The 12375-nt window shown below is 42.0% G+C and carries 11 protein-coding genes; all 11 read right to left on the bottom strand.

Translation table 11 applies throughout. From position 1 onward, the window contains the following. The gene (locus IEY03_RS09535) at positions 1-1209 is read right to left on the bottom strand and encodes a chemotaxis protein CheW (protein ID WP_188841136.1); all 1209 of its coding nucleotides are present in this window, start codon (positions 1207-1209) and stop codon (positions 1-3) included. After that, positions 1193-1987: a ParA family protein gene (locus IEY03_RS09530; protein ID WP_188841135.1), complete on the bottom strand. Its 795-nt coding sequence runs from the start codon at positions 1985-1987 to the stop codon at positions 1193-1195. The genes IEY03_RS09535 and IEY03_RS09530 overlap by 17 nt, the downstream gene beginning before the upstream one ends. A 49-nt stretch (positions 1988-2036) precedes the next feature. Beyond that, a complete protein-coding gene (locus tag IEY03_RS09525; protein ID WP_373290857.1) occupies positions 2037-2468 on the bottom strand; it encodes a membrane anchored protein in chemotaxis locus in 432 nt (143 codons plus the stop codon). A gap of 73 nt (positions 2469-2541) precedes the next feature. After that, complete coding sequence (locus tag IEY03_RS09520; RefSeq protein WP_188841133.1) at positions 2542-3744, bottom strand: protein-glutamate methylesterase/protein-glutamine glutaminase; 1203 nt, start codon at positions 3742-3744, stop codon at positions 2542-2544. Between the two features lie 24 nt (positions 3745-3768). Further along, a complete protein-coding gene (locus IEY03_RS09515; protein ID WP_188841132.1) occupies positions 3769-5985 on the bottom strand; it encodes a chemotaxis protein CheA in 2217 nt (738 codons plus the stop codon). Between the two features lie 15 nt (positions 5986-6000). After that, entirely contained in the window at positions 6001-6738 is a 738-nt protein-coding gene (locus IEY03_RS09510) for a protein phosphatase CheZ (protein ID WP_188841131.1), read from the bottom strand. A 14-nt stretch (positions 6739-6752) separates the two neighbouring features. Then, complete coding sequence (gene cheY, locus IEY03_RS09505) at positions 6753-7136, bottom strand: chemotaxis response regulator CheY (protein WP_007649667.1); 384 nt, start codon at positions 7134-7136, stop codon at positions 6753-6755. A gap of 43 nt (positions 7137-7179) precedes the next feature. After that, the gene (locus IEY03_RS09500) at positions 7180-7902 is read right to left on the bottom strand and encodes an RNA polymerase sigma factor FliA (RefSeq protein WP_188841130.1); all 723 of its coding nucleotides are present in this window, start codon (positions 7900-7902) and stop codon (positions 7180-7182) included. Continuing rightward, positions 7895-8776, bottom strand: a complete 882-nt coding sequence (locus tag IEY03_RS09495; protein ID WP_229778273.1) for a MinD/ParA family protein — start codon at positions 8774-8776, stop codon at positions 7895-7897. Before IEY03_RS09495 ends, IEY03_RS09500 begins: the two co-directional genes overlap by 8 nt. Positions 8777-8780: 4 nt before the next feature. Then, positions 8781-10172: a flagellar biosynthesis GTPase FlhF gene (gene flhF, locus IEY03_RS09490; protein ID WP_188841129.1), complete on the bottom strand. Its 1392-nt coding sequence runs from the start codon at positions 10170-10172 to the stop codon at positions 8781-8783. 28 nt (positions 10173-10200) lie between these two features. Further along, a complete protein-coding gene (flhA, locus tag IEY03_RS09485) occupies positions 10201-12300 on the bottom strand; it encodes a flagellar biosynthesis protein FlhA (RefSeq protein WP_188841128.1) in 2100 nt (699 codons plus the stop codon). Between the last annotated feature and the right edge of the window lie 75 nt (positions 12301-12375).

Genomic DNA, 12375 nt, shown 5'->3' with positions numbered 1-12375 from the left:
TTAACCTCGGTCAATCGAATCCTGACAACCTAAACCTGCATCAAGCATGTCAATTAACGCTTGTACATGCAATATGCCACACATTTGTTGTTTTACTACCCCAGCAAGCCATGGACGCTTTCCGGGCTTTTCACGCCAGTTGACGTGTGATTTATCAATTTTTACAGCATTGACTAATGATTCACAAGCCAGTCCCCATCGACTGCCCTCTAACATTACAAGATACTGATAATCTATAGATTCTGCCATCTGCGGTGAATACTTTTCAGGCATAACCCATGCACATGTATCGACCACATTAATTTTTTCTTCTCTGTGAGGCTGAACACCTAGAAACCACTTAGGTCGTCCAATTAAATGATTAATCCGTTCAACCTTCACTATGCCACCTAAACTAACCAATGGAACTGCGAGTGTTAACCCTGCAACTTTAAAAAACAATACTTGAAACTCTTCATCTAGGACTTGTTGAAGATCTTCAGTAACACTTGGTGGTGCCGCTCCTAACTGAGTTTTAGGTTGGTGACCAAGTTGTTCTTCATCATTAATAATAGCCTGATTTATCGGGCTTGGGGTTGTTTCTGCTAACTTTATATCGACTAACGGCTTGATTTCTTTATCTGCAACAAGATTTTTTTGCGTTAAAGCTGAAGCAACAGGTGCTTTATTGACCACAACATCGGTTGCTAGACCTAAGGCTTGCCTGACTTTATCTGCACTGGCTTTAATTTCAGCCACCGTCGGAGCAGGTTTAGCCTGCGTATCAACTGTCGTTTGATATTCAGGTTTTGACACTGCCGAAAGTAATTTTTCCAAAGATTGTTTATCGATATTTTCAATCGGTTCGGCAAAACTTCGCTCAGAAGACACTTTTGTCGCTGGCTGATACTGGCTAATTGGAGTTGATTTAACCGAGTGATCTGATGGTGGTTTATCTTTATCCTGAGGAAAATCTCTGTGTGATTCTGCAGATATTGATTTAATCGAATCCTCAATCGCTTTTAATGGTTCAGCTTCAATATCAAAAGTATTTACTTGGGAGGATTTTTTTGTCACTAATGCCGCTGTAACATCATTATGAGTCGCAACAGATCCTTGCGTCTTTGAACTAGATTGCGCAATGTTTGGTTTCTCAACAGTTTCCTCAGCAGGCTCTTTGAGAAGCAATGCAAAATAATCAAAAACAGTTTCATCAACCGATTTTGACATGTGCGAACTCCTGCTGTTCAAGATAATCTAATAACAAACTGTATGCTTTGACACCCCGACTTGATGGTGAATAATGCGATGCTGGCAAATGAGCTAAACTGGCATCTCTGAATTTTGTATCGACGGGAATAATATTATCTGGCCATAGATTCTTATTATATTTTTCTTGCATATAAGCCAGTGCAATTGGAGAGGCTTTGGTACGTTTGTCATACATAGTCGGCACCACAGTATAACTGTAACGAGTTTTTTTTGACCTCCCCATCAACTCCATTGTTTTTATCATCCTATCTAGCCCTTTAATCGCTAGAAATTCAGTTTGGACAGGAATAATGATGTGCTGGCTCGCCGCTAAAGCATTTACCATTAATACCCCTAACACGGGGGGGCAATCAATAATCGCCACATCATAACTGTCTTCTAATAATACCAACAAATTACGTAATACCAACCCCATTCCTTCCTGATGCCCAAGCGCACGGTCTAGTGTCGCTAACGCCATGGTTGCAGGGATAAGGTCAAGCCCCTCGATTTGAGTGGGCAATATATATTGCTTAATAAACTCTTGAGTTAATGATTTGTGATTCACAAACACATCATACAGCGAGCCAGGAACTTCTTCGGAATCAATCCCTAAATAATAACCAAGAGAAGCATGGGGGTCAGTATCTATCATCAAAACGCGCTGACCTCGCTTTACAAAAGCGCCAGCCAAACTTGCTACGGTAGTGGTTTTACCTACCCCGCCTTTTTGATTTGCTACAGTCCAAACTTTCAAGTATTCATCCCTCAGTGTGCAATGATGTGTGTCGCATTAAGTTTACTTATTATTGTGACTCATTTTTCTTAGGTAGCTCTCGTGTTGTAACCCGGATGCCACCATGGGGTAAACGGATCACTTTTACGCCTTGTTCATTTTCAGAAACCAGCACATCTTCAGATAAGTTTTCAGGTACACCTTCTGTACTTTGAATACTGTTTTTCTCTACCGATTTGTCACTCAAGGGTTGAGGAGTAAGTAAGACACTCTTGGGCGAAGTATCGATATCACTTTGGCTATCGATGCTCTTATTATTCTGCCTTGCAAACTCAATAATCGTTTCTGTTTGATCGGGATGTTGAGATAGCCAGTTAGCGATATCTTCCGCTTGCTCATCAGGCACCATTAATAGCACCTGCGATGACTCTAACCTCTTAATATCTGCTTTTAATAAATCATTTTTTTTTAACAGTTCGAAATATAAACTAGCAAAAACAATGACAGCCAATAACAATAAAAACAGTATCAAATTAATACCGACACTGAATTGATTATTTTTAGTTCTTGCTGAGTTAGCCACGAGCGGTTTCTTTTAAGATTGACTCAGCCATGTTATCTAAACTGATGGAATGACTTGATATTCCAGCTGCAGCAACGGCTTGAGGCATGCCATAAACAACACAACTTGCTTCATCCTGAGCCCAGATATTCGCTCCGGCTGTTTTGAGCATTCTTGCACCTTCTCGACCATCAGCCCCCATACCAGTTAATACAACAGCCAAAATATCACCGCCATAAGCTTTTGATGCTGAAGCAAAGGTGATATCAACGCTCGGCTTGTAATTCATGTCGCTGTTACCCGCCATCACTTTCAAACGGCCTGTCATGCCAGTCTTTTCAACTAGCATTTGCATTCCACCAGGGGCCAAATAAGCACATCCAGGCTTTAGCACATCTCCATTAACCGCTTCTTTGACACTGATTTTACACAAACTGTCTAAACGTGCGGCAAATGCAGGTGTAAAAGCCGCAGGCATATGCTGGATCAATAAAATGGGATGAGGATAATTTTCAGGAAATTGGGTCAACACTTTCTGTAATGCAACCGGGCCGCCAGTTGATGTACCTATCAGTAATAGCTTGTAAGCCTTACCACTGGCACGGGTAGGTACAGACGACTGTTGAGTACCACTATTAGTAACTGAGGTATTGCGGTCAATGCCTTCAACCAAACTCGCTCTTGCACCAAAAGGCCTTGATAAGCTAGAGGTCTGAGTTTGAGCACCTTGAGTTGAAGACGCTGACGTAGATGTCCTAGTTGATGAACTGGTTAAAGAAGCTGAACTTGAAGTCATTCTGGTTATAGGACGATAGACTCTTCTGCGCCCTAACGCTTTAATGCGTTGCTGTAATAAACTTATTGCTTCATCTTTGTTAGTGGCAATATCTTCAAATCTTTTTGGTAAAAAATCTAAAGCGCCTGCTTCAAGGGCATCTAATGTAGATTTAGCTCCATCGTGAGTTAATGATGAAAACATCAAAATAGGGATAGGATTGCTTGCCATGATGGCGCGCACAGCACTAATCCCATCCATTACAGGCATTTCGATATCCATTGTAATAACTTGCGGATTTAATGCTGCAGCCATTTTCACAGCTTCTTCGCCATTGACCGCAACACCTACGACTTCGAGTTCAGGATCTTGATTAACAATCTCACTGACTCGACGTCGAAAAAAGCTTGAATCGTCAACAACTAATACTTTTATAGCCATTTCATTCCTTAAATAATGGAACTTTTATTTTTTATTTTTGGCGTAATGTTTTAATAAACCAGGCACATCTAAAATCAGCGCTATACCACCATCAGAAGTAATGGTTGCCCCTGCCATACCTGGTGTGCCTTGTAGCATGCTTCCAAGGGGTTTTATCACAACTTCTTCTTGGCCAATTAGCGCATCAACCACAAATCCAATCTGGGTTGTACCTAGCTGTACAATAACGACATGCCCATGCTTTTTATCACCATGTTTAAATTTGGTTTTATTGCGATGTAACCAATGCTCCAAATAAAATAATGGTACGGCTTTATTACGGACAATCACAGTCAATTGGCCATCGACGATATTGGTCTTGGTCAGGTCAAGATGGAAAATCTCATTCACGCTAGAAAGAGGTAAGGCAAACACTTGCTTAGATACATCAACCATCAATGTTGGCATGATCGCTAATGTCAGTGGCACTTTAATCTCTAAAACTGTGCCTTTACCTTTCATTGAATCAATATGAACAGTACCATTTAGTTGGGTAATTCGGGTTTTCACCACATCCATTCCCACACCGCGGCCTGAAATATCAGAGATTTCTACTTTTGTTGAAAAACCCGGAGCAAAAATTAGATTATATGCTTCAGTGTCTGTCATTCGCGCAGCAGCATCTTCATCTAGCACACCACGAGATATGGCAATTTCTTTCAGTTTTTGTGGATCCATACCAGCACCATCATCCTCAATTTTGAGCAGGATGTGATCACCTTCTTGGCTTGCTGATAGTGTAATGGTACCCGTTCTAGATTTACCATTTGCTTCACGAGTGATCGGCATCTCAATACCATGATCAACTGAGTTGCGCACCAAATGGACTAACGGATCGGCTAGAGCCTCCACTAGATTCTTATCAAGATCGGTTTCTTCACCAATCATGACTAAATCAATTTCTTTATTAAGTGTTCGAGCTAAATCACGCACAACCCTTGGGAAACGGCCAAATACTTTCTTAATTGGCTGCATACGGGTTTTCATCACTGCACCCTGTAAATCTGCAGTCACTAAATCTAAATTGGCCAGCGCCTTGGACATTTCCTCATCTTCACGGGTAATTCCAAGACTCACAAGGCGATTTCGAACCAAAACGAGCTCACCAACCATGTTCATGATTTGATCGAGTCGTGCAGTATCTACACGAACTGTCGTCTCGCCTTGAGGTACAGAAGATGCCGCTTTTGCAGGAGCTTTATCTTTGGCAATGACCTCAGCAGGTTTCACAACAGGAGCAGGTGCTTTGGGTTGAACAACGGCGGCCGTTTTAGCTGGCGCGGCTGGCACTACTTTTTCTGCTGCGACTGACTTAATGGCTGCAGCTGGAGAAGCGGCTGTTTCAACAGATTTAGTTGGCGCAGTCCCCTTGCCGTGTAATTCATCAAGTAGTTTTTCAAATTCATCATCTGTAATGTCATCTGCATCGACTAATTGCGCAGGCGAATCAACAACAGCCGCTGGAGCAGGTTTAACCGCTTCGGCTTCACCCTTAAACTTGCCAGAACCATGTAATTCGTCTAGTAATGCTTCAAACTCATCATCGGTTATTTCATCCCCAGCAACAGGTGCGGATTCCGACTTTGGAGGTGCTTGATTTGGTGTTGATTGAGTGGAAGTTGTCGGACTTTTACCTTGACCATGAAGTGCATCTAATAAAGCTTCAAATTCTGATTCATTGATTTCATCGATACTGCTATCACTAACAACATCTTCGATATATTCAGCTTGAGGCGCGATATCTTCGACAAGTTCTTCAATGACTTCCTCCACAGGTGCAGTCACTGCATCTCCAAGCTCTGATGGCAAAGGCGCGCCAGAACTTAGCAGTTTTAACTTATCGAGCAATGCTGGCTCAACTGGGTCTTGTTGCTCACCCTGTTGTGTTTGCGCAAACATAGTATTAATCGCATCAACGGCTTGTAAAATAATATCCATCAATTCAGAATTAACACTTCGCTTGCCCGTTCGGAGCAAATCGAAGGTATTTTCAGCTTCATGACAGACATCAACCATCGGCGTTAAACTTAAAAAGCCTGCACCGCCTTTTACCGTGTGGAAACCACGGAAAATTGCGTTTAACAAATCACTGTCATCAGGATTATTCTCAAGTGCGACTAACTGCTCTTGAAGAAGCTCTAAAATCTCGCCAGCTTCTATTAAAAAGTCCTGGAGTATCTCTTCATCAACATCAAATGACATTCAATTGACTCCTAATTAGAAACCCAGACTTGATAGCAAATCATCAACTTCATCTTGACCAGCTACCACGTCGTCACGCAGCTCGGCGTGCATAATTGGGCCCTCTGCCTCTATTTTATTCTCTTTTTCAACAGGTACCGACTGTGGTTTGTAATCACCAAATACCGTTAACATTGAAACAAGATTATTTTCAACTTCACGAACTAAGTCGATGACTCGACGGATCATTTGTCCCGTTAAGTCTTGGAAATCTTGTGCCATCAGTATTTCATTCAGTAATTGCCGCAAACGGTTTGAATCATGTTCACTGTGTAACATAAATTGTTGAACATCGTGACACAGCGTTTTGAATTCACCCAATTCAATGTCACGACGCATTAATTTATCCCACATAGGAGTAACAGACTGTATGTTGCTAATTATTGTATCGGCCAAAGGTAGACATTCTTCAACTGCATCCATGGTTTTGTTTGCAGCTTGTTCTGTCATATCAATAACGTAGTTTAATCGCTCTTTCGCATCAGGAATTTCGGTGTTCGCTAATTCCGATAAACGATTATCTAATTGGAAGTCTTGAAGAGCACTATGAAGTTGTCGGGTTAACTTACCCACTTCTTCAAATAATTCACGCTGTAATGGTGTAGCTAGCTCTCTAACAACTTCATCAGCTTGGTCTTGCTCTCCCGCTTTAAGCAGTTCAACAAGTCGCTGTGCCTGTTCGAGATTAATGAGTCCCGAGATTGTTGGCTGCATAACTTATCCTTTGCTTAAGCGAGACGTTCGAAGATTTTATCTAACTTCTCTTTAAGAGTAGCCGCTGTAAAAGGCTTTACCACATAACCATTCACACCTGCTTGAGCGGCAGCAATAATCTGCTCTCGCTTTGCTTCGGCAGTTACCATTAATACTGGTAAATGCTTTAACGAGTCGTCAGCTCGAATAGCCTTTAGCAAGTCAATGCCTTGCATACCGGGCATATTCCAGTCTGTTACAACAAAATCAAAATCGCCTTTTTGTAACATGGGTAGGGCTGTTGAGCCATCATCTGCTTCTTGGGTATTATTGAACCCCAAGTCTCGCAACAAGTTCTTGATGATACGTCTCATTGTTGAAAAGTCGTCAACAATAAGAATCTTCATATTCTTGTCCAAGGTTTCCTCCGGTGAGCTGATACTCTAGTGCTCAAATTAATAATTATTGTTGTTGTGTCCAATGCTTGAGCTTGCCTTTCAATCTAAGCATCGCCTGACTTAATATCTGGCTAACCCTAGATTCGCTTACTTCAAGAATTGCACCAATTTCTTTTAAGTTTAACGCTTCGTCATAATACAACGACAGTACTAATGCATCTCTTTCTGGTAAGGTTTTAATTGCTTCCACCAGTGCCGATCTAAATTGCGTATCAGCTAATGCTTCAAAATTTTCATCTGGTGTTTCATCATCTGTGACAAGCACATCTTGCGAAACACCCAAATCTTCTATGCCTATGATTTTCCCAACAGAAACATCGTTTAAAATATGATGGTACTCATTTAGCGACATATCAAGTTTTTCTGCAATTTCTGTGTCACGAGCATCCCGTCCAAGTGATTGCTCTAACTCATCAATCACTTGAGCAACACGGCGATTATTTCGATGAACGGAACGTGGAACCCAGTCTCCGCGCCGAATTTCATCAATCATAGCACCGCGAATTCTTATTCCAGCAAAGGTTTCAAACTTAGCACCTTTACTGCCATCGAATTTTGATGATGCTTCAAGTAAACCAATCATACCAGACTGTAACAAGTCATCTAACTGAACAGAAGCAGGTAATCTTGCCAACATATGATGTGCAATTCTTTTTACCAGTGGAGCATACTGTTCAACAACGGATGTTTTATTATCGAACTGAGTATACGCAGTGGCTTTATTCACTCACTCTATCCTCTTGTTTTTCTTTACGCTGAACTAAACGTTCAACAAAAAACTCTAAATGACCACCAGGTTGTTGCGGCACAGGCCAACTCATTATTTTATTGGCTAGACCATGGTACGCAATTGCTGCTGGTGATTTAGGATATGCCTCAACAACTAATTTTTGTTTGCGAACTGATTTACGTAAATTTTCATCAAATGGCACTGTAGCAACCAGTTCTAGCGCAACATCTAAAAATCTATCTGTGACTTTACTTAGTTTAGCAAACAATTCCATTCCTTCACGTAAACTGCGCACCATATTAGCCACAATTTTAAAATGAAATACACCGTGCTCTCGGCTTAATATTTTTATTAATGCGTAGGCATCAGTAATTGATGTTGGCTCATCGCACACCACAATCAATACGTCCTGTGATGCTCTAGAGAAGCTTAATACCATATCAGAGATACCAGCCGCTGTATCGACAATTAATATATCGAATTGAGTTCGCATCTCACTGAATGCTCTAATTAATCCGGCATGCTGAGCTTGAGTTAACTCTACCATTGCTTGAGTACCAGATGTTGCTGGCACAATACCGACCCCTTTAGGGCCTCTTACAATAATATCGTCTAATTCAGCATCACCCGATAATACATGGGATAGGTTTTTCTCAGCACGAATACCTAACATCACATCGACATTAGCTAAGCCAAGATCCGCATCTAGTACTAAAACACGTTTCCCTTTTTCTGCTAAGGCAACGGCCGTGTTAATTGAAACACTGGTCTTGCCCACCCCACCTTTACCACCGGATACGGCAATTACTTTAACTTTTTCGTTATTTGGTTGATTCATCATACGTAAACCACTTGCTTGATCACGGGTCATATTCTTACTCGAATGCATAAGCCATTTCATTAGACCATGCGGTTGTGTCTTCAGACGTTTGTTGTTCTGTTTCGTTCAATGCGGCCAAAGCTTGTTTAGCCAGAGCCAAGGTATCTGCTACTTTCATGTCCTCAGGAACACGTTGGCCATCAGTCACATAGCTTAATGGTAACTCATTTTGGATAAGAACGCTCAATGCTCCTGCAATTGATACCGATTCATCCAACTTAGTGAGTATCGCACCCGCTAAAGGGATCCGCTTAAAGTGATTAACTGCATCTTGTAACACTCTACGCTGTCCTGTGGCTGACATCACCAAATAACTGCGAATTGGGATCCTACTGTTTGCTGTCAAATTATCAAGTTGTTGATAAAGACGCATGTCACGTTGTCCCATTCCGGCGGTGTCAATCAATACTAATTTACGATTTCTAAATTGATATAAAATTTGTTCAAGTTCTGCAAGATCATGTGCTTGCTTTACTGGGCATCCCATTATTTTGCCATAAGTTGCCAATTGCTCATAGGCTCCAATGCGATAATGGTCAGTTGTAATCAACGCCACTTGTTCTGCACCATGATGTGCGGCAAAGCGTGCAGCTATTTTAGCCAGCGAAGTTGTTTTTCCCACACCCGTGGGGCCAACAAAAGCGACCACACCGCCACGTTTAACAATATCATCGCCTTGGTTATCTAATAAGTTAGCTAAACTTTGTGGTAAAGATCTCACTAATTCAGCGGGATTATAGTGCTGACTGAGCGATGAAAGTCTTGCCGCAACGGGTGCAGAAAATTCAGCTGCAAGTAATTTACTTTCAAGCATAGCACCGACAGGATCTTTACGCTTTTTTTGATCGCTCATTAATGAAGATACTTGATGTGTCAGCAAGTTACGTAATGAAGCCATCTCTTCACGAAGCGCATCAACCTCAGCTGAATTCACTTTATTATTTTTAGCTGGTTTATCAAATGGGGCTTGTTGGTATTGGGGCTTAGCTGGTTTCGACTCTGCTGTTGCCCCCTGCAATTGACGAGCCCATTCTGGTAATTCAGGATCAACTTGTTGCGAAGGAGCTTGCTGGCTCAAACGACTTTGCTGCTTTTCTAATAACGCTTGTAAAGAATCAGCCACTGGTGGAGGGCTTACTTTAGTTTGTGCTTTGATTGCAGGCTTTGTTGCCAATGAGACTTTATCTTCACTTAAATCCATATAGCCTGATGAGGGTGCTTTCATGGCAACATTCGCTTTGGGTTCATCGTAATCAACAGCAGCAACAATCTCAATGCCACCAGCCACTTTCTTGTTAGACATAATCACAGCGTCAGAGCCAAGGGTTTCTTTTACTTGCGCTAATGCTGCACGCATATCTTTGGCAAAAAATCGTTTAATTTTCACTACGCACCTCTTTTATCTGACGTTATCACTATTGGCCGACGGCTGAAACAATGCGTATCTGTTTCTCATCAGGGATTTCTTGGTACGAAATCACCCGCAAATTTGGAATAGTGTATTTAACAAATCTTGACAGGGTTGAACGTAGCATACCTGATGTCAATAAAATGGCTGGTTGACCGACCATTTCTTGCTTCTGTGAAGCATCTAACAATGACTGCTGCATACGTTCTGCAAGGCCTGGTTCAATATTTGGTCCTTCGCCTCCTGTCGCCTGCATAGACTTATGCAACATCTGTTCCAACTCTGGCGCCAAAGTTATGACTGGAATTTCTAACTCTGGGCCTGATATTTCTTGTACTATCATGCGCTTTAACGCGATACGAACCGCTGCGGTAAGGACTTCGGTATCATTGCTCTTAGTGCCATACTCTAACAATGTTTGCACGATAGTGCGTAAATCTCTAACCGATACTCCTTCATTTAATAGATTTTGCATCACCTTAACGACATTACCTAGCGACATAATATCAGGAATAAAACCATCGACTAACTTAGGTGACTGTTTCGCTAGCATGTCCATCAATTGCTGAACTTCTTCGTAGCCTAATAACTTGGCAGCATTGTTACTCAGTAGTTGGCTAATATGTGTGGCCACGACAGTGGCGGTGTCAACCACAGTGTAACCAAGTGTTTGGGCATGTTCACGCTGCTCTGGCGCTATCCATACCGCTTCTAGGCCAAATGCGGGGTCGGTTGTTTCAATACCATCTAATTTACCGTAAACCTGACCAGGGTTTATAGCAAGTTCACAGTCATGTCTCACTTCGGCTTCACCAACTACCACACCCATTAACTGGATCCGATAAGAGTTAGGTGACAGGTCTAGATTGTCACGAATATGTACTGCGGGCACTAAAAATCCGAGTTCTTGTGATAACTTTTTACGTACACCTTTAATTCTGCTTAATAATTCGCCACCCTGCCCCTTATCAACCAAGGGGATCAGTCTGTAGCCAACTTCTAAACCTATCGTATCAACATGGCGCACATCATCCCAACTCAGCTCTTTTGGCTCTTTATCTTTAACATCAACCGGGCCTTTCTTGACTAACTCTAACGCCTGAGCTTTTTTGTCTTTTATGCGTTTATGCACAAAATAAGCGGCGCCAGCGGTAATTGCTGCAAAACTTAAAAAAGCAACGTGTGGCATACCAGGTACTATACCCATCACAAACAACAAACCAGCAGCGATAGATAATGACTTCGGATTGTCAAACATTTGGCTCATCATCATCTGGCCCATATCACCAGATTCATTTTGACGGGTCACCATTAAGGCTGCAGCAATTGATAGTAATAAGCCGGGTATTTGAGCAACCAAGCCATCACCGATAGTCAGTAAGGTATAAATTTCCACAGCACTCGAAAAATCAAGTCCATGCTGAACCATACCGATCATAAAACCACCAAGTATATTGATGACTAAAATCATGATCCCCGCTACCGCGTCACCTTTTACAAACTTTGACGCACCGTCCATCGCACCGTAGAAGTCTGCTTCACGAGTCACTTCTTCACGGCGGATTCTGGCTTGTTCTTGGTTCAAAATACCTGCATTTAAATCGGCATCGATTGCCATTTGCTTACCGGGCATCGCATCTAACGTAAAACGTGCGCTAACTTCTGATATTCGCCCCGCACCTTTAGTAACAACTGCAAAGTTAATAATAATTAGGATTAAAAACACCACCAAACCGACAGCATAATTACCGCCTATCACCACAGAACCGAACGCTTCAATTACTTTACCCGCAGCATCTGCACCATTGTGACCTTCCAGTAATACCACACGGGTCGAGGCCACGTTTAACGCTAACCTTAATAAGGTGGCAACCAGTAACACGGTTGGAAATGCTGCAAAATCAAGGGGTCTATCGGTATAAATAGCCACTAAGAGAACCACTAACGCGAGGGCGATATTGAATGAAAAGAGTATATCTAATAAGAAAGGGGGAATGGGTAAAACAACCATTCCTAAAGCAGCCAACACCAATAACGGTGTGCCTATACCCTTGAAGGTTGATAGTCTAATTTGTTTGAATTGCCCGAAAGCTGCTTTTGCATCCATTAATGAAGGCCTTTTACCGATGAGTTTTTGACGCGTTCAAACAGTAAAAGCAAGAAATAAGCCAACCCTAGCCAA

Origin of the sequence: Shewanella aestuarii (assembly GCF_014647215.1) — a bacterium.
Lineage (GTDB): Bacteria > Pseudomonadota > Gammaproteobacteria > Enterobacterales > Shewanellaceae > Shewanella > Shewanella aestuarii.
The sequence above is the reverse complement of the archived record's forward strand: the minus strand, read 5'-3'. Positions and strand labels throughout refer to the sequence as shown.

Excerpts from the sequence above, each read along its gene's own strand:
- IEY03_RS09515 (WP_188841132.1), bottom strand. The coding sequence starts at position 5,985 with ATGTCATTTGATGTTGATGAAGAGATACTCCAGGACTTTTTAATAGAA.
- IEY03_RS09535 (WP_188841136.1), bottom strand. The coding sequence starts at position 1,209 with ATGTCAAAATCGGTTGATGAAACTGTTTTTGATTATTTTGCATTGCTT.
- IEY03_RS09510 (WP_188841131.1), bottom strand. The coding sequence starts at position 6,738 with ATGCAGCCAACAATCTCGGGACTCATTAATCTCGAACAGGCACAGCGA.
- IEY03_RS09520 (WP_188841133.1), bottom strand. The coding sequence starts at position 3,744 with ATGGCTATAAAAGTATTAGTTGTTGACGATTCAAGCTTTTTTCGACGT.
- IEY03_RS09495 (WP_229778273.1), bottom strand. The coding sequence starts at position 8,776 with ATGACCCGTGATCAAGCAAGTGGTTTACGTATGATGAATCAACCAAAT.
- flhA (WP_188841128.1), bottom strand. The coding sequence starts at position 12,300 with ATGGATGCAAAAGCAGCTTTCGGGCAATTCAAACAAATTAGACTATCA.